At 44.4% G+C, this 21,772-nt stretch carries 22 protein-coding genes; 11 read left to right on the top strand and 11 right to left on the bottom strand.

Annotated elements, in window-relative coordinates:
- Nucleotides 1-13: 13 nt before the first annotated feature.
- The 4 genes from gyrB to B143_RS0108330 form a co-directional block, all read right to left on the bottom strand.
- Nucleotides 14-2,422: a DNA topoisomerase (ATP-hydrolyzing) subunit B gene (gene gyrB / locus B143_RS0108345; RefSeq protein WP_018122916.1), complete on the bottom strand. Its 2,409-nt coding sequence runs from the start codon at nt 2,420-2,422 to the stop codon at nt 14-16.
- A 62-nt stretch (nt 2,423-2,484) separates the two neighbouring features.
- Nucleotides 2,485-3,576 carry a DNA replication/repair protein RecF gene (gene recF, locus B143_RS0108340; protein WP_018122915.1) on the bottom strand — a complete coding sequence of 364 codons (1,092 nt, stop codon included), beginning with the start codon at nt 3,574-3,576 and terminating at the stop codon, nt 2,485-2,487.
- A 1-nt stretch (nt 3,577) separates the two neighbouring features.
- A complete protein-coding gene (dnaN, locus tag B143_RS0108335; RefSeq protein WP_008316055.1) occupies nt 3,578-4,678 on the bottom strand; it encodes a DNA polymerase III subunit beta in 1,101 nt (366 codons plus the stop codon).
- A gap of 19 nt (nt 4,679-4,697) precedes the next feature.
- Nucleotides 4,698-5,057, bottom strand: coding sequence for a response regulator (locus B143_RS0108330; RefSeq protein WP_008316056.1), 360 nt, complete (start codon nt 5,055-5,057; stop codon nt 4,698-4,700).
- 145 nt (nt 5,058-5,202) lie between these two features.
- Between B143_RS0108330 and pheA the strand changes: the two genes are divergently transcribed.
- Nucleotides 5,203-6,279, top strand: coding sequence for a prephenate dehydratase (gene pheA / locus B143_RS0108325; protein WP_018122914.1), 1,077 nt, complete (start codon nt 5,203-5,205; stop codon nt 6,277-6,279).
- Between the two features lie 22 nt (nt 6,280-6,301).
- Complete coding sequence (folB, locus tag B143_RS0108320) at nt 6,302-6,670, top strand: dihydroneopterin aldolase (protein ID WP_018122913.1); 369 nt, start codon at nt 6,302-6,304, stop codon at nt 6,668-6,670.
- On the opposite strand, the gene B143_RS0108315 is transcribed toward folB, so the two are convergent.
- The 3 genes from B143_RS0108315 to ffh all read right to left on the bottom strand — a co-directional run bounded on the left by B143_RS0108315 (nt 6,667) and on the right by ffh (nt 9,340).
- Nucleotides 6,667-6,918 (bottom strand): hypothetical protein, encoded by a 252-nt coding sequence (locus tag B143_RS0108315; RefSeq protein WP_008316059.1) that lies wholly within the window; start codon nt 6,916-6,918, stop codon nt 6,667-6,669. The two genes, folB and B143_RS0108315, sit on opposite strands and share 4 nt — an antisense overlap.
- 76 nt (nt 6,919-6,994) lie before the next feature.
- Entirely contained in the window at nt 6,995-7,969 is a 975-nt protein-coding gene (locus B143_RS0108310) for a S49 family peptidase (RefSeq protein ID WP_018122911.1), read from the bottom strand.
- A 15-nt stretch (nt 7,970-7,984) separates the two neighbouring features.
- Entirely contained in the window at nt 7,985-9,340 is a 1,356-nt protein-coding gene (ffh, locus tag B143_RS0108305; RefSeq protein WP_008316063.1) for a signal recognition particle protein, read from the bottom strand.
- A 113-nt stretch (nt 9,341-9,453) separates the two neighbouring features.
- On the opposite strand from ffh, the gene B143_RS0108300 reads away from it, so the two are divergent.
- The 7 genes from B143_RS0108300 (at nt 9,454) to rsmD (ending at nt 16,510) form a co-directional block, all read left to right on the top strand.
- On the top strand, nt 9,454-10,248 hold the full coding sequence (locus tag B143_RS0108300; protein WP_248647522.1) for a cytochrome C assembly family protein: 795 nt from the start codon (nt 9,454-9,456) through the stop codon (nt 10,246-10,248).
- A 4-nt stretch (nt 10,249-10,252) separates the two neighbouring features.
- Nucleotides 10,253-10,996, top strand: a complete 744-nt coding sequence (tatC, locus tag B143_RS0108295) for a twin-arginine translocase subunit TatC (RefSeq protein WP_018122909.1) — start codon at nt 10,253-10,255, stop codon at nt 10,994-10,996.
- Between the two features lie 117 nt (nt 10,997-11,113).
- Nucleotides 11,114-12,523, top strand: a complete 1,410-nt coding sequence (gene gltX / locus B143_RS0108290) for a glutamate--tRNA ligase (RefSeq protein WP_018122908.1) — start codon at nt 11,114-11,116, stop codon at nt 12,521-12,523.
- Nucleotides 12,524-12,596: 73 nt separating this feature from the next.
- The gene (gene glyS / locus B143_RS0108285) at nt 12,597-14,669 is read left to right on the top strand and encodes a glycine--tRNA ligase subunit beta (protein ID WP_018122907.1); all 2,073 of its coding nucleotides are present in this window, start codon (nt 12,597-12,599) and stop codon (nt 14,667-14,669) included.
- Nucleotide 14,670: 1 nt separating this feature from the next.
- Entirely contained in the window at nt 14,671-15,222 is a 552-nt protein-coding gene (gene gmhB, locus B143_RS0108280) for a D-glycero-beta-D-manno-heptose 1,7-bisphosphate 7-phosphatase (protein ID WP_018122906.1), read from the top strand.
- A complete protein-coding gene (locus B143_RS0108275; RefSeq protein ID WP_008316073.1) occupies nt 15,219-15,944 on the top strand; it encodes a lysophospholipid acyltransferase family protein in 726 nt (241 codons plus the stop codon). Before gmhB ends, B143_RS0108275 begins: the two co-directional genes overlap by 4 nt.
- Nucleotides 15,944-16,510 (top strand): 16S rRNA (guanine(966)-N(2))-methyltransferase RsmD, encoded by a 567-nt coding sequence (rsmD, locus tag B143_RS0108270; protein ID WP_018122905.1) that lies wholly within the window; start codon nt 15,944-15,946, stop codon nt 16,508-16,510. The genes B143_RS0108275 and rsmD overlap by 1 nt, the downstream gene beginning before the upstream one ends.
- Here the strand turns inward: rsmD and argA are convergent.
- The 4 genes from argA to hemE all read right to left on the bottom strand — a co-directional run bounded on the left by argA (nt 16,493) and on the right by hemE (nt 19,752).
- A complete protein-coding gene (argA, locus tag B143_RS0108265; protein ID WP_248647521.1) occupies nt 16,493-17,737 on the bottom strand; it encodes an amino-acid N-acetyltransferase in 1,245 nt (414 codons plus the stop codon). The two genes, rsmD and argA, sit on opposite strands and share 18 nt — an antisense overlap.
- Nucleotides 17,737-18,123 carry a response regulator gene (locus tag B143_RS0108260; protein WP_018122903.1) on the bottom strand — a complete coding sequence of 129 codons (387 nt, stop codon included), beginning with the start codon at nt 18,121-18,123 and terminating at the stop codon, nt 17,737-17,739. The genes argA and B143_RS0108260 overlap by 1 nt, the downstream gene beginning before the upstream one ends.
- A gap of 100 nt (nt 18,124-18,223) precedes the next feature.
- Complete coding sequence (locus B143_RS0108255; protein ID WP_008316077.1) at nt 18,224-18,682, bottom strand: NUDIX domain-containing protein; 459 nt, start codon at nt 18,680-18,682, stop codon at nt 18,224-18,226.
- 11 nt (nt 18,683-18,693) lie between these two features.
- Nucleotides 18,694-19,752 carry a uroporphyrinogen decarboxylase gene (gene hemE, locus B143_RS0108250; protein WP_008316078.1) on the bottom strand — a complete coding sequence of 353 codons (1,059 nt, stop codon included), beginning with the start codon at nt 19,750-19,752 and terminating at the stop codon, nt 18,694-18,696.
- A gap of 280 nt (nt 19,753-20,032) precedes the next feature.
- Between hemE and rpsB the strand changes: the two genes are divergently transcribed.
- Together rpsB and tsf are read left to right on the top strand one after the other, a co-directional pair.
- Nucleotides 20,033-20,788 (top strand): 30S ribosomal protein S2, encoded by a 756-nt coding sequence (gene rpsB, locus B143_RS0108245; protein ID WP_008316079.1) that lies wholly within the window; start codon nt 20,033-20,035, stop codon nt 20,786-20,788.
- Nucleotides 20,789-20,896: 108 nt separating this feature from the next.
- Nucleotides 20,897-21,772, top strand: a complete 876-nt coding sequence (gene tsf, locus B143_RS0108240; RefSeq protein ID WP_018122902.1) for a translation elongation factor Ts — start codon at nt 20,897-20,899, stop codon at nt 21,770-21,772.

Below are 21,772 nucleotides of genomic sequence, written 5' to 3'. Positions count from 1 at the left end.
CAGAGGGATTGGATTAAATATCCAAATTTCCCACCAACTGTGCATTCGCTTCGATGAATTCGCGGCGAGGTTCCACCTCATCGCCCATTAACATGGTGAAGGTTTCATCCGCTTTTTGAGCATCTTCCACGCGCACTTGTAATAAGCTGCGCACATCAGGATCCATCGTGGTTTCCCAAAGCTGCTCGGCGTTCATTTCACCAAGACCTTTATAACGGGAGATTGCTTGGCCTTTTTTCGCTTCATTCAATAACCAATCGATGCCCTCTTTGAAGCTCTTAATCGCGTATGCTTTCTCTTTATAAGTGACATATGCGCCCGCTTCAATCAAACCATGCAATTTTTTCGCCACTTCTGCAATGCGTTGATACTCAACAGTACGGATAAAGCGTGCATCTAAATCATAGGTGATCACGTGATCATAATGCTTCATTTTCACAGCAACATAGGGTGCATTGTCTTCTGTATCATGCATCAAGTGCGCTTGATAAGAGATGCCCACTTCAGGCTCTTTCTCAAGCTGTGCATTGAGTGCATCAATCCATGATTGAATGTCACTTGAGCTTAAGGCTTCAATGGAAAGCGGTGCGATTTCTGTTAAGGCCGTCAATAATTTCTCAGGGTACGCATATTTCATGCGCTCAATGAGCTGCTCAACATTTGTAACAGCGCGTGCTAACTCTTCCACTTGTGAGGTTGCCATCGCGGGTGCATCTTTGCTGGCAAATACTTGGCTATTATCTAAGGCATTGCTTAAGAAGAAGCGCACCAGTTCCACTTCATTTTTGATGTAGATCTCTTGCTTGCCTTTTTGCACTTTATAAAGTGGTGGCTGGGCAATGTAGATGTGGCCATTTTCCACCAATTCGCGCATTTGACGATAGAAGAACGTGAGCAATAATGTGCGAATGTGCGCGCCATCGACGTCCGCATCCGTCATGATGATGATGCGATGATAACGCAATTTCTCAAGATCAAATTCATCTCGACCAATGCCGCAGCCAAGGGCTGTGATGAGGGTGCCAATTTCCGCAGATTGTAAAATACGGTCAAAGCGCACGCGCTCAACATTGAGGATTTTACCTTTTAACGGCAAAATCGCTTGGAATTTACGGTTGCGGCCTTGTTTTGCTGAGCCACCCGCAGAATCCCCTTCTACGATGAAAAGTTCAGACAAAGCTGGGTCTTTCTCTTGGCAGTCTGTGAGTTTACCGGGTAGACCTGCGATGTCTAATGCACTTTTACGGCGCGTCAATTCACGGGCGTTACGAGCCGCTTCACGGGCGCGCGCCGCTTCAATGATTTTACCGGTGATGAGTTTGGCATCCGATGGATTTTCTTGTAAAAAATCGGCAATTTTTGCGCTCACAACGCTTTCAACGGCGCTGCGCACTTCACTGGACACCAATTTATCTTTGGTTTGTGAGGAGAATTTAGGTCCTGGCAACTTCACAGAAACCACAGCCGTTAAGCCTTCGCGCGCATCTTCACCGGACGTATTCACTTTTGATTTTTTCAAAAGATCATTTTGTTCCATGTATTGGTTCAATGTGCGTGTAATGGCGGCTCTAAAGCCCAATAAATGCGTACCACCATCTTTTTGTGGGATGTTATTGGTGAAGCAGTACACGTTTTCTTGGTAATCAGTTGTCCATTGCAAGGCCACTTCGACAATCACATTGTCTTGTTTGTTGTCGCAGTAGAAAACAGATGGATTGATGGGTGTTTTTTTGCGGTTGATGTGTTCAACGAATGCACGAATGCCGCCTTCGAACTCAAAAATATCTTCTAAATCATAGCGCTCATCTTTTAAATGGATGCGAATGCCAGAGTTTAAGAAGGAGAGTTCACGCAAACGCTTTTTAAGAATCTGATAATCAAACACGGTAATGGTNAAGATTTCGCTACTGGGTTTAAAGTAAACCGTTGTGCCGGTTTCTTCGGGATCAACCGTGCCAATTTCACGCAATGGATATTGAGGCGTGCCTAAAGTGTATTCTTGTTCGAATAATTTACCATCTTGCTTGATGGTTAAATGTAAATGTGATGATAAGGCGTTGACAACCGATACACCCACACCATGAAGACCGCCTGAGATGGCGTTGTCATCAAACTTACCACCGGCATGCAAAACCGTCATCACAACTTCAGCAGAAGAGATGCCTTCTTCAGGGTGCATTTTTGTTGGAATCCCGCGGCCGTTATCGGTCACGGTGATGGAATCATCTTTATGAATGGTGACAGTGATGTCATCACAATAGCCGGCTAAAGCTTCATCGATTGCGTTGTCAACAACCTCAAACACCATGTGATGTAAGCCTGTACCGTCATCCGTATCACCAATGTACATGCCTGGGCGTTTACGAACGGCATCTAATCCTTTCAGTACTTTAATGCTTGGACTATCTTGTGTTGAGGTCATGCAAATATCCTTTTTTAATTCTAGATGAAACATGCAATTAGTTGCATTAAACAATCGGGAGATTATACCATTTTTTGAACAAAACCTGTAGATATCTTGAACTTAGCAAAATCCGTGAGTTTCTGATTTTCTCTAAGCTCAGGAAACTCTGATGGCTCTAAACAGGTGATGAATAATTGCACATTGAGGCTCAAAAATGCCTCGAGCAAAATCTCACGATGCTGCTTGTCTAATTCAGCACTTAAATCATCCATCAACAGAATGATGTTTTGCGTTTCATGATGGGTTTGAAAGAGTTCAGCTTGCGCTAAAGTCAGCGCAATGCTTGCTAATTTAATTTGCCCGCGTGAGAGATATTCCCCCACATTGTGGCCATTGGCTTTGAGGATAAAATCACCGCGATGAGGACCCGATCGCGTGTGCCCCATGATGAGGTCTTTTTCACGCTGCGTTTGTAAGTCGGTGAGTAAAGAGGCACCGGAAAAGCCTTTTTTATACTCCATTGACCACTCAAAGGGTTGGGCGACAAGGCGCGAGAATAAAGGTTCTGCTGTTTTAAACAGTGCCTCGATCCATTCAGTGCGTGCCTTGGTCATGGCTTCACCTGAGTTCGCTAACAGTTCATCATAAGTGTCAAGGAGCTTTGGATTGCCGCGCTGTTTAATCAAAGTGTTGCGCTGCTTAAGGACGCGCTCATAATATTGCCACAACTGATTATAATCCGCTTGCGTGTGAAACAATCCCCAATCCATAAATTGGCGGCGCAGCTTTGGGCTGTCTGTGAGGAGTTTGCCGGTTTCTGGATCAAGTTGCAGGCAAGGCAACATTTTTGCAAGGGTTGAGCGCTGTTTGATCGGCTCGGCGTCAATGCGTACGATGTGTTGATTTGGGTGAGTTTCAATCCCAATAATATGAGGCAGGGCGTGATCATCGCATTTGGCCACTAGGCGAAAAAAGGTGTGATCTTCTTGGATGATCTTGCTAAATTCTCGTTGGCGAAACGAGCGCAAATGAGATAAGTAATACAACGCCTCTAATAAACTGGTTTTACCAGAGGCATTGTCGCCATAAAACACATTGCACCGCGGATGAAAGTTGAGGGTTTGCGCGGTGAGATTTCTAAATCCTGTAACGGCTAAGGATTGAATGATCACGTTATAGGCGCATTGGCATCACAACGTGATCAACATTGTCATCTTCAGGGTTTTTAATGAGGCAGCTTGAGTTATTTTCTGTAAAGCTCATTTGCACCATATCCCCTTCAATGTTTTTGAAGATGTCAGTGATGTAAGCCGCATTAAAGGCGATCATGAAATCAGCGCCTTGATAATTGACTTCCACTTCCTCTTCCGCCACTTCTTGCTCAGGGTTATGGGCAACCAATTTGATGAGGCAGTGGGAGATGTTCATGCGAATGCCACGGAATTTATCTTGGGATAAAATCGAGGTGCGCATCAAAGAGTCGATCATCTCAGAGCGATCGGCCATAATGATCTTTTCGCCAATCGGTGGAATCACACGTTTATAATCGGGGAATTTCCCTTCGATCAATTTTGTGGTGAACATCATGCTGCCAAGCTCAACGCGCAAATGGTTGTCGCTCAATTGCAAATGCAAAGGTGCGGCTTCATTTTCGATGAGTTTTAACAACTCTTCGACCGCTTTGCGTGGCACGATGAATTGATTGGTTAAATGTGTGGCATCTTCAAATGGATAACGGCTACACGCTAAACGGTGACCATCGGTTGCCACGGCTGTGATCAATGAGTCTTGCACATCAAGGAGCATGCCATTTAAGAAATAACGCACATCTGCTGTGGCCATGGCATAGGCAACATTCTGTAATAGGGATCGAAAGCGATCTTTTGGCAAGGTTAAGGTATTGTTAAAGTCGATGTGATCTAACACGGGGAACTCTTCAAGCGGTAAGCATGCTAAAGAGAATTTAGAACGACCCGCCTTGATCTCCACTTTTGTGGGCTCAAGGATCATGTGGATGTCGATGCCATGGGGCAATGCTTTTAAGATGTCGAGCAGTTTTTTCGCAGGAATCGTCGTGCCACCGGTTGCAGTTGAATGATAAGGCAGCGCACAGGACAGCTCAATCTCAAGGTTAGTCGTGGTGAGAATGATCTCCTCTTCTTTCACCTGAAGTTTAACATTTGCTAAAACAGGCAGCGTTTGACCCTTTTCGGTCACGCCAATTAACGCTTGCAACGGTTGTAACAGCTGCTCTCTTTGTACGATTAATTCCATAATAAAAATTTTCCAATGATTACAAGTTCTTGTTGATTTCAGCTTCTAAGAGCACAAAATCAATCGGTTTGGTGATATATCCGACCGCACCTTGTTTGCTCGCCCAGATTTTATCGATGTCCTCGCTCTTGGTGCTCACCATCATGATGGGGATATGTTGTGTTTTTTCATTGCTTTTAATTTTGCGCAACGCACTAAAACCATTGCAAGATGGCATGACAACATCCAGTAAAATTAAGTCAGGAAGGTGAACATTGGCCAAATCAATGGCCTCAAAACCGTCTTGAGCTTCAAGCACGATATGCCCTAACTTTTTTAAGAATCTTGCAATTTCTAATTTTTGTAATTTTGAATCATCCGCAATTAGTATTTTAGCCACGAATACACCCTTTTTAAGTTACCTGCCACCATTAAACATTATACAAGAAAAAAAGAGTTTTTATAGCTTATCTTCGGAGTGATTGACTTTATCTGTGGAATTTGTAAAGTTGAGAATTCACCCATTACAATTATTAGAGAATCACATGTCCACCATCGCAACACATCGCACAGAGATTGATCGTATTGATCAACAGCTTTTGAAATTATTGAATGAACGCGCAACGCACGCGATGGCCATCGGCGCCATTAAGATTGCAAGCGGTGATACAGAGATGTATCGCCCTGAGCGCGAGGCACAAGTTTTGTCCAATTATATGGAGAAAAACCAAGGACCCATTCCAAATGCTGAAATTGCGCGACTGTTTCGCGAGATCATGTCCACTTGTTTATCTTTAGAAAAACCCTTACAAATTGCGTTCTTAGGCCCAGAGAAGACATTTTCTGAATTGGCCGCGAAAAAGCAATTTGGCGGATCGGCTGATTTAGTGCCACAAGCCACCATTCCGGATGTGTTCAGAGCCGTTGAAACAGGGCAAGTGGATTTTGGGGTGGTGCCTGTGGAAAACTCAACGGAAGGCGCGGTGAATTTAACGCTCGATTGCTTTGCGCAAACGCCATTGTCCATCTGCGGAGAAACGACACTTCGCATCCATCAAAACTTGATTTCAAGTGCCAAAACGGTGCAAGATGTGAAAAAAGTCTTTGCCCATCCGCAATCTTTAGCCCAATGCCGCGGTTGGTTAGATAAACATTTGCCAAATGCAGAGCGCATCGCATGTCATTCAAATGTGGAAGCCTTAAAGCAATCGCAAGCAGAGCCACAAACATCGGCTGCGCTCGCGAGTGAAGAAGCGGCCAAATTTTATGAGATTCCGATTTTAGCGCGCTACATTGAAGATGATACCTCAAACACCACGCGCTTTTTGGTCATTGGCAACAAGCAAGTGCCTGAAAGTGGCGATGATAAAACCACCTTCATTGTGTCGGCCAATGATCGCCCAGGTTTGCTCAATCAATTGATCGAGCCTTTGTCCGCTCACAGTGTGACAATGACGCGCATCGAATCGCGCCCAGCGAAACACACCATGTGGGGTTACCTCTTTTATATTGATATTTTAGGGCACCAAGCGGACATTAAAGTACAAAAAGCCTTGAATGAAATTGAAAATCGGGCATCATTGCTGAAAATTTTGGGATCATATCCTAAAGCCCGTTATTGATTCATTTAAAAAAGGTTAGAACATGGATAAAGTCATCATCCGCAATCTGAAGGCGGAGGCCATCATTGGCATTTATGATTTTGAGCGCGTGGCTAAGCAGCCTGTGATTATTTCTCTTGAAATGGCATGGGACAATAAAAAGCCCGCCTCGACTGAGGACATTGCAGATGCGCTTGATTATGAGAAAGTTTCAAAAAGCGTCAAAGCGTTGATTGAGTCATCATCGTTTCAATTGGTGGAAACATTGGCCGAAACGATTGCAGAGCACGTTCTCATGACATATCACACACAATCGCTGTATTTAGAGCTCAAAAAGCCCAATGCCATTGATTTTACGGATTATGTGGGCTTATCCATGACGCGCACGCGTGCGGATTATCAGCCGCGCTAGATCATCGGATCATCTGTTAAATAGAGCGCCGATAAAATTGCAGCATGTCGCCCATTGGTTTGGGCGGCTTTGCTTTCCACCTTGCTCACAAGATGATGGGCCAATTCTGTTAATGTGGCGTCATTTTCCTCACGGACATAATGGGTATGGTTGAGTTTTAAATGCACCATGACATAGACTTTTGCGAGTTTTTTAGCAAGGGCTTCACCATCGGTTTGATGGATGCAGCGCATGAAAAATTTTTCCATAGTTTTTATTTGACCTAAATGAGCGGAATGCAGTTAGTGTAGTACACATCAGCCATTAGTCGCATTTTTAGGGAGATTATCGCAATTGCACGGTATTTGCAGAGGTAAAGAATCCTGTCAAAGCTTGTGTGCCAATTTTTTTCATAAAACGGCTGAGTCCTGTTTCTTCCACAGTGAAATCCACCAAAGCAGGGGCTTTAATCACATCGCGCGCTAAGCTACTTGTGGAGCCTAAGCCATCGATTAAACCTAAAGGCAGCGCTTGTTCACCACTCCAAATTAACCCGCTGAAGAGTTCAGGGTTGTTTTGTAAGCGATCCCCGCGACCTTTTTTCACAGCATCGATGAATTGAAGGTGCACAGTGTTGAGTACATTTTTCCAAAAATCAGTTTCCGACGCATTTTGTGGAGAGAAAGGATCTAAAAAGGCTTTATGCTCGCCGGATGTGTATAAACGGCGCTCAACACCAAGTTTGTGCATGGCATCCACAAAACCGAAGGATGCCGCCGTGACGCCAATGGAACCCACTAAACTTGCGCGATCCGCATAGATTTCATCGGCCGCAGAGGCAATGTAATACGCACCCGACGCGCCAATGTCCATGATCACCGCGTACACTTTTTTAGCGTGCAAGGCTTTTAAACGATTGATTTCATCATACACATAGCCACTTTGCACAGGCGATCCGCCACCTGAATTGATGCGCAGTACAATCGCTGTGGCTTTCGGATCATTGAAGGCTTTTTTCAGGGCAGAGATGATCTTATCTGCGCTGGCATCTGTGGATGCGGCAATCTCGCCTTCAATGCGAATCACAGCGGTGTAAGCCGTTAAAGGCTCACCGTTGTCATCTAAATATTTTTGCTGATCGGCCAGCATTGGGCCGGCGGTGATCAGCGCAATCACAAAAAGAAAGTAGATGGCAAACAAGATTTTAAAGAAAATGCCCCAACGGCGTTTTCTGCGTTGCTCAATGACGCCTGCTTGTAATGTCTTTTCAAGCACGGAATACAACTGTTGATTGAGGGCAGAATCCTTCATTTCACTCATGTTTGCCACATCTCCTTATTTTGGCATGAATTGTTTTAAGCCTTGGAATGTGCGCATCACTTTACCAATGCCACCTTTTTTGAGCTCTTTCATCATGCGTTGCATTTGTTCGAACTCTTTGACCAAACGGTGCACATCTTGAATATCACAACCAGAACCGTTGGCAATGCGCATGCGGCGAGGGCCTTTGAGCAATTTGTAATCTTTGCGCTCTTTTGGTGTCATGGAATTGATGATGGCAATTTTCTTTTGGAATACTGAGTCATCGGCTTTGTCTTTCACTTTTTGTGAAATGTCGCCCATGCCCGGCAATTTGTCTAAGAAGGTATTGATGCCGCCCATGTTGAGCATTTGCTCCATTTGGGTTTTGAAATCATCTAAATCAAATTGTTGATTCTTTTTGAATTTCTCAGTTAATTGTGCCGCTTTGTTTTGGTCAACTTTTGATTGAATCTCTTCGACTAAGCTCAACACATCGCCCATGTCTAAAATGCGCGAGGCCATGCGGTCAGGATGGAAAGGATCGAGGGCATCTAATTTTTCGCCCATACCAATGAATTTAATCGGTTTACCTGTGATTTGGCGTACAGATAATGCCGCACCACCGCGCGCATCACCATCAACTTTCGTCAAAATTACACCCGTTAGAGGTAAGGCTTGATCAAAGGCTTTAGCGGTATTGACGGCATCTTGACCCGTCATCGCATCGACCACAAAGAGCGTTTCAATCGGCTCAACGGCTGCATGAATGCTTTTGATCTCATCCATCAACACTTCATCAATGTGTAAACGGCCTGCGGTATCCACAATGAGGATGTCCGCACCGCTTTTTTTCGCCCAATCTTTTGCACGCAGTACGATGTCGACAGGTTTTTCAGAAGCATCGGATGGAATCCATTCTGCGCCAACTTTACCCGCAACGGTTTTCAGCTGCTCGATCGCGGCAGGGCGATAAACGTCCGCACTGACCACCATCACTTTTTTGTTTTTCTTCTCTTTTAAAAATGCGGCCAATTTACCTGTGGTTGTGGTTTTACCCGCACCTTGTAAGCCTGCCATTAAAATGACAGCTGGCGGCTGGGTGCGTAGATCAAGCTCTGCATTTTCAGCGCCCATCACTTCGATGAGTTCTTCATGCACCACTTTAACGAGCACTTGCCCTGGATTCAAACTGCCTTGAACTTCACGGCCTACGGCGCGCTCTTTGACGCGAGTGATGAAAGATTTCACCACCGGCAAGGCAACGTCCGCCTCTAAAAGCGCCATGCGCACTTCACGCAAAGCATCTTTAATGTTGTCTTCCGTTAATCTTGCTTGTCCGCGAAGCGATTTCATCGTTTGGCGCAAACGATCACTTAAATTTTCAAACATAATGCCTCAGAAATGAAATAAATTAGTGTATTATAGTCTATTAGCCGCCTAGTTTACTTTAATTAGGCATTCCTTGAAAGTCATTCTTCAACAATGTTGATACAGATAAAGTTATGAATACGCTACTTTTCATCGTGAATATTGCCTGCTACCTCATCGCAATATTGGGTATGGTGTGCTGGGTGAAGGGCAAATTGCCTAAAAAGAGCATCAATGTCACGTTCGCCTTTGCTTGGATTGGCGTGATCTCTCATGCTTGGATGCTCAGTCATGCATTAACCATCGGCAGTGGCGCCATCAACATCGGGGCGGCCAATGCATTTTCCCTGACGATTTTAGCAATGTTGATGATCATGCTCCCGAATGCTCGTAAGCATCCGGATTTGACCATTGTGGCGATGGTTTTGGCCATCATCTCTTTGGTGGTGTCAGAAAGTTATCACTCGCAGCTCACCTTGAGCGGCGCGCGCCCGATTTTAAGTTTGCACATCATTTTATCCATCATTGCTTACGCGGTGTTGATGGTGGTGGGCATTCAAGCTGCGATCATTGTGCTGCGTCACAGTTATTTGAAAAATCCCACGGGCTACTTTTTTAGCCATTTGCCACCGTTGATGAGCATGGAAAAATGGTTGTTTCAATTGATGGCCATTGGTGCGGTATTGTTGTCATTGAGTTTATTGACGGCCTTGCCATTTTCCGATCTCTGGTTTGATCGCCAGTTCATCCATCGCTCGATTTTATCCATCGTCTCTTTAGTGCTCTTTGTGACACTGTTAGCGCTGCATCATTTTAGAGGATTGCGCGGTAAACCTGCGGCGAAGTGTGCACTTATTGCCTTCATCGTTCTTTTAGTCGGTGTGTCCGGCTCAAGAATGGTTCAAGAACTGCTTTTAAATAGAACCTAGCGTTATGACAGATCAGAACACAACAGACAACAACCTCAATCAACAATCCCTCATTCAACATTTGATGGAGTTGAGAACCTGCATTTTGCGTGCATTACTGGGCGTTTTCATCATCTTCTTTTGCTTGATTTGGTTTAGAAATGACATCTATACCTTCATTGCCCAGCCGCTCATCAATGCATTGCCTGCGGGCAGTAAATTGATCGCAACAGAACTCATCTCCCCCTTCATTGTGCCGATTAAATTGACCTTATGGCTCTCGTTTTTCTTAGCAGTGCCGTGGGTGGTGTATCAAATTTGGCGCTTCATTGCCCCAGGGCTGTATCAAAAAGAGAAACGCTTGGTGTTTCCATTATTGGCCTCAAGCATTTTGCTCTTTTATACGGGCATGCTCTTTTCTTATTATGCTGTAATGCCCTTGATGGTGAAGTTTTTAGTGGGCACAACGCCCGATGGCGTTGAGATGGCCACCGACATCGGACAATATTTATCCGTGGTGCTGCGTCTATTTTTCATTTTTGGTGTGGCCTTTGAAGTGCCTGTGGCCATCATTTTATTGGTGTTGATGGATGTCATCAGCGCAAAGGACATCAAAGCAAAACGCCCTTACATCATCATTGGCGCCTTTGTGGTGGCTGCTGTGGTGACACCGCCCGATGTTTTATCTCAAGTGGCGTTTGCCGGTGTGACCATCTTATTGTTTGAATTAGGTTTATGGATCGCAAGCCGCTTAAAACGCTCGGAATAATGAAATATTGTCTCACAAGCGTATAATGAAGGATGTTTGTTTTTTAATGTACACCTGTGCGCCCATTCATGAATGGCAGCTGTACAGGTTCAATTTTAATCGAGAAAGTAAATGAGTATGAAAGTTAGAACGCGATTTGCACCCTCTCCAACGGGCTATTTACACATCGGTGGTGCGAGAACTGCCCTTTATTCCTGTTTATATGCGCACCATAACAAGGGCGAAACAGTGCTTCGCATTGAAGATACGGATTTAGAGCGTTCAACCCCTGAAGCAGTCGCTGCCATCATTGATGGTTTAAACTGGTTGGGCTTAAATTTTGATGAAGGTCCTTTTTATCAAACCAAACGTTTTGATCGTTATAAAGAAGTGATCGCTGAAATGTTAGAAGCGGGCACCGCTTACTATTGCTACTGTACGCAAGAAGAATTACAAGAGATGCGTGACCGAGCAGAGGCGAACAAAGAAAAACCACGTTATAACGGTAAATGGCGCCCTGAGGCCGGTAAAGTGTTGCCCCCCATTCCTGAAGGCATTAAACCTGTGGTGCGTTTTCGTAACCCGGTTGATGGCGCCACAAGCTTTGATGATTTAGTACATGGCACCATTACATTTCAAAACAGCGAATTAGATGATTTGATCATTGCGCGCCCAGACGGTACGCCGACGTATAATTTCTGTGTCGTGATCGATGATATGGACATGGGCATCACACATGTTGTGCGTGGGGATGATCACATCAACAACACGCCAAGACAAATCAATATCCTCAAAGCCTTAAATGCGCCTGTGCCACAATATGCACACGTTGCGATGATTTTAGGGGATGATGGTCAAAAATTGTCTAAACGCCATGGCGCAGTGAGCGTGACACAATATCGTGATGAAGGTTATTTGCCAGAAGCGGTATTGAACTACTTAATCCGTTTAGGTTGGTCACACGGGGATCAAGAGATTTTCTCATGGGATGAAATGGTTGAATTGTTCGATCTAAAAGATGTGAACAAAGCCGCGAGCGCCTTTAACACCAGTAAATTATTGTGGCTCAATCAGCATTACATGATTGAAAAAGATCCTGCAGATTTAGCTGCATTGTTGGTGCCTTATTTAAATGCTTTAGGCATTGAACCCACAGACATGGCATATTTAGCCGAAGCGGTGAAAGCCCATGTTGCCCGTTGTCAAACAATGGTGGAATTGGCTGAAATGATTCAGTATTTATATGTGACTGAATTAACATATGATGAAGAATCCGTTGCCCACCATTTAACCGCAGAGAGTAAACCTGTATTGATGGCGCTCAAAGATGATTTAGCGGCGCTTGATGTTTGGGAATCTGCAGAATTAAAAGGTGCAATGAAAGCCTTAACGAAAACCATGAACATTAAAATGGGACAAATCGGCATGCCACTTCGTACAGCGATCGTTGGCCGCGCGCAGTCTCCGAACTTAGATGAGACCTTAATGCTCGTGGGTAAAGAGCGAACGCTTGCGCGTTTAGAGACCGCAATTGCAAAAATTGGTTAAAATTTTGACCGAATCAACTAAAAAACTATAATCTTAAGGGATTATAGTTTTTTCTTTTTATGGATGAGATCGCATGAGCACAGCAGACTTATTGATTGAAATTGGGACCGAAGAGCTCCCACCAAAGTTTTTAAACACATTGTCCAATGATTTCAAAGGATTGATCGAAGCAGAATTACAACAAGCGAAATTATCATTTGATGCTTGTGAAGTGTTCGCTGCCCCGCGCCGTTTTGGCTTATTGATTAAAGGCTTGATGGATCAGCAAGCCGATTATGTGAATGAAAAGCGCGGTCCTGCGGTCTCAGCAGGCATGAAAGATGGTGAACCGACCAAAGCATTGTTAGGCTTTGCTCGTGGTTGTGGCGTGGATGTGAGTGAATTGCAAACTGTTGCCACCGATAAAGGCGAATGGTTTGCATACACTGAAACCATTTCAGGGCAAAAAACAGTGGGGTTAGTGCCACAAATGTTGCTCCATGCCCTCAATAAATTACCAATCGCAAAAAGAATGCGTTGGGAATCCAATGAATTTGAATTTGTGCGTCCTGTGCGTTGGATTGTGTTGCTGTATGGCAATGATGTGATCGAAACAGAAATCATGGGCGTCACTTCTGGTCGCACCACGCGCGGTCATCGTTTCCATTCAGAAGGTACGTTAACCATTAATGCGCCGAGTGATTATGAAGCTTTGTTGTTAAACGATGGCAAAGTGATGGCGAACTTTAATGACCGTAAAGCGGCGATTGTGGCACAAGTGGAAAAAGCCACCGCGCAATATGGTCAAGCGATTATGTTGCCAGCGTTGTTAGATGAAGTGACGGCGCTTGTGGAATGGCCAGTTGTGTTGGTGGGACAATTTGAAGCACACTTTTTAGATGTGCCACAAGAAGCATTGATCTCCACGATGCAGGACAATCAAAAATATTTCCCAATTGTGGATAAAGATGGCAAGTTGACGCGCTATTTCTGCTTTGTGAGCAACATTGAAAGCGAAAATCCACAAGAGGTGATCAGCGGGAATGAACGCGTGATTCGTCCTCGTTTTAGTGATGCGGATTTCTTCTGGAATTCAGATAAAAAAATCCCATTGGCAGATTATTTACCTCGTTTAGCCACCACGATTTTCCAAACGCAATTGGGCTCACAGAAAGATAAAACGGATCGCGTTGGGGCATTAAGCGCTGTGATTGCTCGATCCATTGGTGCAGATGTTGAGATTACAGCACAAGCGGCAAGCTTATATAAATCTGATTTATTGAGCAACATGGTGCAAGAATTCCCAGAATTACAAGGCACGATGGGTCGTTATTATGCCCTTGAACAAGGTTTAGATGCGCGCACGGCTCATGCCTTAGAGCAAGTGTATTGGCCAAAATTTGCCGGTGACCGTTTGCCTGAATCAAAAGAAGCCCAAGCCTTAGCGATTGCAGAACGTTTAGATACGATTGTGGGCATTTTTGCCATCGGTCAAATTCCAACCGGTTCACGCGATCCGTACAGCTTACGCCGTGCGGCTTTAGGTATTTTGCGCATCTCCATTGAAAAAGAGATTGATTTAGACTTAAAAGATCTCATCAATGTTGCATTCATGAACTTGCCACAAGCATTGCAAAAAGATGACGTGGAAGAGAAAGTGCTCAACTATATTTTAGAGCGCATGAAGGCCTATACGGCAGAGCTTGGCATTGCACACGATACATTTGAGTCGATTTCTGCGCTTGATTTAAACAATCCGCTTGATATTTTGCGCCGCCTTCGTGCGATCACCGCATTTAGAACAACGGATGCTGCCCACAGCTTAATTCAGTCAAATAAACGCATCTCGAACATTTTAACGAAAAACTTAAAAGATCAAGCGGCGATGACTGTCGATGCTGCTTTGTTGCAAGAAGACGCTGAAAAAGCATTGTTTGCAGCAATTTCATCCATTGAGCCTGCGTTGAAAGATGCAATGCAAGCGCATGATTATGTGGCAACGTTGTCGCATTTATCCACATTAGCAGCGCCATTAGATCAGTTCTTTACAGAAACTATGGTGATGTGTGATGATTTAGCCGTGCGTGAAAATCGCTTACATTTGCTCAACTTAATTCGCCAATACTTTAAAAACATGGCGGATTTATCTTTGTTGCAAGACATCTAAAATGTTGCCACGATTAGTGATGCTCGATCGTGACGGGGTGATCAATAATGATAGCCCCGATTACATCAAGTGCCCAGAGGAATGGTTGCCCATTCCTTCATCGTTGCGTGCAATTGCAGCGTTGAATCAAGCCGGCATTAAAGTGGGTGTTGCGAGCAATCAGCGTGGCATTGGCCGCGGATTGTATGATGAGGCAATGCTTATGCGCATCACGGAAAAAATGCATCGAGAGTGCGCGAAAGTGGGTGCACACATCGATGCTTTTTATTATTGCCCAGCACTAGAGCGCACGCATCCTGACCATAAGCCGAACCCGGGCATGCTCAATGCATTGAAAGCTGAGTTTGGTGTTCAAGCAGGTGAGCGCACCTATTTTGTGGGCGATAAACTCAGTGATGTTCAAGCGGCGCTCAATGCCGATGTGACGCCGATTTTAGTCACCACAGGTTACGGGCAAAGTGAGCAAGCAAAAGTGTTGGCACAACATCAAAATGTCTCGGTGTATCCCGATTTGGCTGCTTTTGTTCAAGCGTTATTAGGAAAATTGATATGATCCAATGGATTCGATCGTTACTCTATTTCATTACATTGATTTTGATCGCTGTAATCTTCATCCCATTTATGATTTTAGTGTCATACTTCATGCCTGAGCGCCAATATTATCCATTGATTCGCGCTTGGTGCGGCTTAGCTTTAACGCTGTTACGCATCATCGCTGGGGTCAAATATAAGGTCAATGGGCTTGAGAACATTGCATTACTCAAAGATCGCCCTGCGATCATTATCTCTAATCATCAATCCACCTTTGAGACTTTTTTGTATCCGGTGATTTTTCCGGTGTATTGCTTTGTGTTGAAAAAAGAGTTGCTGCGCATTCCGATTTTTGGGCAAGGTTTGAAGCGTTTAAACCCAGTGGCAATCGATCGCTCTGAAGGCAAAAAAGCGCTAAAAATGATGATTGACAGCGCCAAAGCACGCTTAGCCGATCACATTCCCCTCATCATTTTTCCAGAAGGGACGCGCGTTGCACCCGATCAATCGATTCCTTATAAAAATGGTGCATTTTTAGTGGCATCGAAGTTAAAAGCGCCGGTGTTGCCGGTGAGTCATAACTCAGGTTGTGCATGGCCGCGCGGTAAGCTTTTAAAGAAACCTGGCACCATTGAAGTCACCATTGGCCCATTGATTGAAAGCGAAGGCAAGAGCGTACAAGAGCTCAATGATGCGACGTTTGAATGGATTGAATCTCACAAAAAACAGACATTGGCACCGTAATGAAAAAGACACAATCTCACACCATTCGCATCATCGGCGGTGATTATCGCTCCCGTTTATTAACCGTGATGGACAAAGAGGGTTTACGCCCAACGGGCAATCGTATGCGTGAAACGCTCTTTAATTGGTTACAACCGATCATCATTGGGCAAACGTGTTTAGATCTTTTTGCAGGCAGCGGCGCCCTTGGCATGGAAGCACTCTCACGCGGTGCAAAGTTTGTCACGTTTGTGGAAAAAGATCGCGAAGTTTTTGCCGCACTCAAACAAAATGTGATGAGCATTTGTAAAGAGCGTGAGCGTTATCAGCTCCTCAATAAAGATGCGGTGCAAGTGGCAGCTTTGACGCAAGCATATGGTGTGATCTTTTTAGATCCGCCCTTTGGCCTGCCAGAGCTGTTAACCAATGCCTTGGCGGCATTGCAAGCCTCCCCACACTTTGCATCAGTGCGATATTTGGTGATTGAACGCAGCCTTGCCATGAAAATCGAGGCAATCGAAGGCTTCAGTGTTCATCGTGAAATGAACACCAAAGAGTCGAATGTATCGTTATGGGTGCGAGCGTAACGGCTTGATCAGCACTTTTGAATTGCGAGTATAGTCATACTCGGCAAGCTTTTTCGGGGGCAAATGATCAATGTTTGCCACCTGAAAGCCATTTTCCATGAACCACAACGCAGTTTGTGTGGTCAATAAAAAGAGTGAATCTAAACCATCGGCCAAGGCTTTTTGCTCAATAAAATGGAGCAGGGCATTGGCTTTTTTTGCTTTGCGATAATCAGGATGCACTAAAAGCGAGGCAAGTTCAGCCGTTTTTGATTCCGCATGGGGATAATAAGCCACCGCACCTATCAATGAATGATCGCGGAACATCAGGAAAAAGTGTTCAATGTCTTTTTCAAGTTCACTGATGCTGCGCTTTTTCAATGTACCATTGTCTTCCCACGGTTGCATTAAATGCTTGAGGGCTTGAATGTCCCCCATTTCCGCAGGTTTGATCTCATCATACGGTTCATTGGTGATCATTGCGCCGACGCCATCACGGGTCAATAACTCATAGATGAGCACGCCTTCTGTGGCGGCATTTAAAATGTGCACGCGCTCCACGCCACTTTCAATGGCAGGAATGCTTAACCGCAAAATGGCTTTGTGCTTGTCGGATAAGGCCTCATCATGCATCAAGACTTTGGCAAGATTTGCATTCATTTCTCGTGGGAGAATCGGCGCTTTTTCTGTCAATACCAGCAATTTTTCACATTGCAAATGGCTTGCGATGCGTTCTGCCATCTCTAAGCCATCCATGATGAAGGTATCCCCAGTGGATGCATAACCAAAAGTCGGCACCATCATGCATTGAGCATGGCCAAGGAGATTGTTCAGGGCATCACCTTTGATGCTGCGAGGTTTACCAAAATAGCCAAAATCCACGCCGTTATGAATGCCATATGGGCGCGCTGTCACCGCATTGCAAGAGACAATGCTGGTGGTGATGCGGTATTGATGAAACGCTTGTGTGAGTAATGTTTCCATTTTGCGCTGGGCAATTTGGCTTTCGATCACTAACTTTTCAAGGGCTTCTTCAGACTCAATCACCACCGCTTTGCCAATGGGCATCGGTGGGACAAGGAGAATGATTTTGATGTTAAGGGCGCATAAAAACGCTAAGTCTTCTGCGATGGAGGCGGCATCGGAATGCTCGACGCGATCTAGCAAGACAACAAATGTGCTGCCTGAATAGGTGTGGAAATATTGTCCTGCATCACGCAATACTGAGAGTATTGTCTGATTCCTCATTACATGAATTCATCCCAAAGTTTTTGGATGCGCTCAGGCAACTGCATCGGATCAAAAGGCTTGGTTAACACGCCTAAAAGTTTTGGCGGTTTAGCCTCTGAATAGGCGGCAAAGTTGGCATTTGCGGTGAGAAATATGGCGGGGGTTGAAGCGTATTGTGGTTGCTTATGCAATTCCACTAACAATTCAGGGCCGCTCATATTGGGCATCATCACATCAATTAAGAAGAGTTGGGGCCTAAATGCATCCACTTTAGCCAATGCTTCAGCGCCAGAATTGCAAGCTAAGACCTCAAAACCACCAACCTCAGACAAAGAAAATTCGATGATGCTCAGGATGTCCTGATCATCATCTATACATACGATTTTTGTGAGTGGTGCTGCCATCTCGTAATTCTCCGTTCATTCGTAATAGAGCTACTGTTTTCATACTATACACTAGGATAAATGTAAAATAAATTTGTGTACAGCATGATAATTATCGCATTTATACAATTCTAGGATCATGGGCTAAAAAAAGATCAGACCAATAAATGGCTTCACGCACACGCGGGGTGACCAATTTTAGGGCTTGTGATCGGGTTGCCCAGATCCAATCATTGTGCTCAGGATGACCGAGCTCCGGATTAACGGGGAGCGAGATCTCATGACGATGGGTTTCGGCTAAATAATAGCGCGCAATTTTTTTACCTTTAAAATAAGCGGGGGTTTGATAAAACTCTTGTCCCCAGCGAAAGTTGAGGTCCGTAATGGTGGTCTCTTCTTCCACTTCACGAATGGTTGCTTCTATGGCACTTTCACCAGATTCCACCTGACCTTTTGGGAAATCCCAAAAGTTATAAGCTTTCAGCAGTAAATACCGAAAGCTTTTATGTTCTATGCGAACCACGATGGCACCTGAAGAGAAGATTTCTACATCATCGCTCCAATGTTTGTCATGTTGCATCGTGACTCTCTTTAGTGATAGGCAGGACTGAATTCGCGCACTGCATCCACCATTGCTTTGACGTTTTCAGGGTCAATGCCAGGGAAAATACCGTGACCTAAGTTAAAGATGTGACCGCCGCCCACACCAAATTTATCGAGAACTTTTTTCACTTCAGCGCGCACAACGTCAGGATTGCTGAGCAATACCGCAGGATCCATATTGCCTTGAAGCACCACTTTATCGCCCACCAATGCGCGTGCGTGGGATAAATCTGTCATCCAGTCTAAACCGATGGCATTTGCGCCGCTGTTCGCTTGTTCAGAGATCCACGCGCCACCATTTTTAGTAAAGATGATCGATGGAATTTCTTGCTCTTTATAGTTTTTGATGAGGCCTGCTAAAATTTTCTTCATGTAACGCAGAGAGAATTCGTTGTAGCACTCTTTGCTGAGTAAGCCGCCCCAAGTGTCAAAGATCTGTACAGCAGCACAACCATTGACGATTTGTGCATTTAAATAATCGATGATCACATCGCTCAATTGATCAAGCAATGTGTGCAAAAGGGCAGGGTTTGAATACATTAAGCCACGGATTTTGGTGTACTCTTTGCTGCTTGAGCCTTCAAGCATGTAGGTGGCAAGTGTCCACGGGCTGCCTGAGAAGCCAATTAAAGGCACGCGCCCGTCAAGTTCTTTCGTGATCATGCGCACCGCATCCATCACGTAACCTAACTCTTCTTCCATGCCCACTTTTGGCAACTGTTTGATTTGTGCCTCTGTGGTTAAGGGTTTTTGGAAGATCGGGCCTTTGCCTTCCACAAAGGTTAAGTCCATGCCCATCGCATCAGGAATGGTTAAAATGTCAGAAAATAAAATGGCCGCATCAAAACCAAAACGGTCAATGGGCTGCAATGTGACTTCTGTGGCCAATTCAGGCGACATGCACAAATTCATAAAGTTGCCAGCTTTCGCACGTGTTGCGCGATATTCAGGTAGATAACGACCCGCTTGGCGCATCATCCAGCAAGGTGTACGATGGGTTGGCTCACGCAAAAGTGCTTTAATGAAGCAATCATTTTTATAATTCATACTCACATTCCTTAAATATTGATGCGTGTAGTCTAGCATGAAAAGTGTCAATCTTGTAGTCAGACAAAAGGTGTTTAATTACCCCTTATTGTTTGAAAGAAATTGATTTTTTTTGCCTCACATGGTATAAAGCCGTGCTTCTATCTTTTGCTCATTTTGGCAAAAACTAGAAGTATTTTTTATTCAACGACTCACAAGCTGAACTGTTTAAGTGCTGGGTGCTGTAAAGTCCGCTTAAATATGCTTGGAGGCTCAACCCTAAATTTCAAAGGAAATCAATATGTCAAACGTTACAATGCGCGATATGCTTGAAGCTGGCGTTCACTTCGGTCACCAAACTCGTTACTGGAATCCACAGATGAAAACTTACATCTTTGGTGAACGTCAAAAAATTCATATCATCAACTTAGAAAAAACAATGCCTTTATTTGAAGATGCGATGAATGTCATTTCTAGCATTGCTGCAAAAAATGGTCGCGTTTTATTTGTTGGTACTAAGCGTGCAGCGCAAGAAATCGTTGCAGCTGAAGCAACTCGCGCAGGTCAACCATACGTTGATCACCGTTGGTTAGGCGGTATGTTGACAAACTTCAAAACTGTTAAGAACTCTATCAAGCGTTTACGTGAAATTGAAGCGATGAAAGCAGACGGTTCAATCGAGCGTTTAACGAAGAAAGAAGGCATCTTATTGACTCGCGAATTAGAAAAATTAGAGCGCAGCCTTGGCGGTATCAAAGACATGCCATCTATTCCTGATGCATTGTTCGTAATCGATGTTGGCTACGAAAAAAATGCCGTTGCAGAAGCTCGTAAAATGGGTATTCCTGTAATCGCTGTTGTGGATACAAACAACTCACCTGAAGGTGTTGACTATGTAATCCCAGGTAACGATGATGCGATCCGTGCCATTCAATTGTATGCACAAGCAGCAGCTGATGCAGTGATCGAAGGTCGTGGTTCTAACGCAAAATTAGTTTCTGAAATCGTTGAAAAAGACGGTTATGTAGAAGCGACTGAAGTTGCGACAGAAGCATAATCAAACATAGATTGTTTCAAAGCGTTAAATGAAAGTCGCCCGAGCAAACAGATGGTTGATTGGGCGCTTTTGTTTTAGTGATATTCATTAATTTAATGAGGTTTTAAAATGGCAAATATTACTGCTGCAATGGTTAAAGAACTCCGTGAACGTACTGGTTCAGCAATGATGGATTGTAAAAAAGCATTGACTGAAACGAACGGCGACATGGAGGCGGCGATCGATTTGATGCGTAAAAACGGTTTAGCAAAAGCAGATAAAAAATCTGATCGTGCTGCAGCTGAAGGCTTATTGTTGGTTCGTCAAAACGGTACGAAAGCATTAATTTTAGAAGTGAACTGTGAAACAGACTTCGTGACTAAAAACGAAGACTTCTTGAAATTTGCAAACGACGCAGCTGACATTGCATTGAACAATGATGTCAACACAGTCGAAGAATTGGCAGCACAACCATTAAATGGTTCAACAGTTGATGAAGTGCGTAAAGGTTTGATCGCTAAAATCGGCGAAAACATGAACGTACGTCGTTTAACTGTATTGAATGCAACCGGTACAATCGGTGGCTACGTTCACGGTGGTCGCATCGCGGCAATCGTTGAAGTACAAGGCGGCGATGAAGATTTAGCAAAAGATGTTGCCATGCACATCGCAGCTGCAAACCCTGTATGCATCGATGCATCAGAAGTGCCTGCTGAATTGTTAGAAAAAGAACGCGAAATCTATTCAGCACAAGCGGCTGAATCTGGTAAGCCAGCTGACATCGTAGAAAAAATGGTTGAAGGCCGCATTCGTAAGTACTTAGAAGAAGTGACTTTAGAAGGTCAAGCATTCATCAAAGATCCAGACATGAGCGTTGGCAAATTGTTGAAATCTAAATCTGCGAAAGTGACTGCATTCGTTCGCTTTGAATTAGGCGAAGGCGTTGAAATCGAAACAATCGATTTTGCAACAGAAGTCATGGCTCAAGCAGGTTTAAATAAATAA

This window comes from Wohlfahrtiimonas chitiniclastica DSM 18708 (assembly GCF_000375345.1).
In the GTDB taxonomy this organism is placed as follows: Bacteria; Pseudomonadota; Gammaproteobacteria; order Cardiobacteriales; family Wohlfahrtiimonadaceae; genus Wohlfahrtiimonas; species Wohlfahrtiimonas chitiniclastica.
This window is presented reverse-complemented; position numbering and strand designations above follow the sequence as displayed.

What these genes read in the sequence shown, in the direction of transcription:
- dnaN (WP_008316055.1), bottom strand. Translation starts at nt 4,678, where the DNA reads ATGGAATTAATCGTACAAAGAGAGCAGCTGTTACAACCGTTGCAAGCG.
- pheA (WP_018122914.1), top strand. Translation starts at nt 5,203, where the DNA reads ATGTCCACCATCGCAACACATCGCACAGAGATTGATCGTATTGATCAA.
- folB (WP_018122913.1), top strand. Translation starts at nt 6,302, where the DNA reads ATGGATAAAGTCATCATCCGCAATCTGAAGGCGGAGGCCATCATTGGC.
- B143_RS0108315 (WP_008316059.1), bottom strand. Translation starts at nt 6,918, where the DNA reads ATGGAAAAATTTTTCATGCGCTGCATCCATCAAACCGATGGTGAAGCC.
- B143_RS0108310 (WP_018122911.1), bottom strand. Translation starts at nt 7,969, where the DNA reads ATGAGTGAAATGAAGGATTCTGCCCTCAATCAACAGTTGTATTCCGTG.
- ffh (WP_008316063.1), bottom strand. Translation starts at nt 9,340, where the DNA reads ATGTTTGAAAATTTAAGTGATCGTTTGCGCCAAACGATGAAATCGCTT.
- B143_RS0108300 (WP_248647522.1), top strand. Translation starts at nt 9,454, where the DNA reads ATGAATACGCTACTTTTCATCGTGAATATTGCCTGCTACCTCATCGCA.
- tatC (WP_018122909.1), top strand. Translation starts at nt 10,253, where the DNA reads ATGACAGATCAGAACACAACAGACAACAACCTCAATCAACAATCCCTC.
- gltX (WP_018122908.1), top strand. Translation starts at nt 11,114, where the DNA reads ATGAAAGTTAGAACGCGATTTGCACCCTCTCCAACGGGCTATTTACAC.
- glyS (WP_018122907.1), top strand. Translation starts at nt 12,597, where the DNA reads ATGAGCACAGCAGACTTATTGATTGAAATTGGGACCGAAGAGCTCCCA.
- gmhB (WP_018122906.1), top strand. Translation starts at nt 14,671, where the DNA reads ATGTTGCCACGATTAGTGATGCTCGATCGTGACGGGGTGATCAATAAT.
- B143_RS0108275 (WP_008316073.1), top strand. Translation starts at nt 15,219, where the DNA reads ATGATCCAATGGATTCGATCGTTACTCTATTTCATTACATTGATTTTG.
- rsmD (WP_018122905.1), top strand. Translation starts at nt 15,944, where the DNA reads ATGAAAAAGACACAATCTCACACCATTCGCATCATCGGCGGTGATTAT.
- argA (WP_248647521.1), bottom strand. Translation starts at nt 17,737, where the DNA reads ATGAGGAATCAGACAATACTCTCAGTATTGCGTGATGCAGGACAATAT.
- B143_RS0108260 (WP_018122903.1), bottom strand. Translation starts at nt 18,123, where the DNA reads ATGGCAGCACCACTCACAAAAATCGTATGTATAGATGATGATCAGGAC.
- B143_RS0108255 (WP_008316077.1), bottom strand. Translation starts at nt 18,682, where the DNA reads ATGCAACATGACAAACATTGGAGCGATGATGTAGAAATCTTCTCTTCA.
- hemE (WP_008316078.1), bottom strand. Translation starts at nt 19,752, where the DNA reads ATGAATTATAAAAATGATTGCTTCATTAAAGCACTTTTGCGTGAGCCA.
- rpsB (WP_008316079.1), top strand. Translation starts at nt 20,033, where the DNA reads ATGTCAAACGTTACAATGCGCGATATGCTTGAAGCTGGCGTTCACTTC.
- tsf (WP_018122902.1), top strand. Translation starts at nt 20,897, where the DNA reads ATGGCAAATATTACTGCTGCAATGGTTAAAGAACTCCGTGAACGTACT.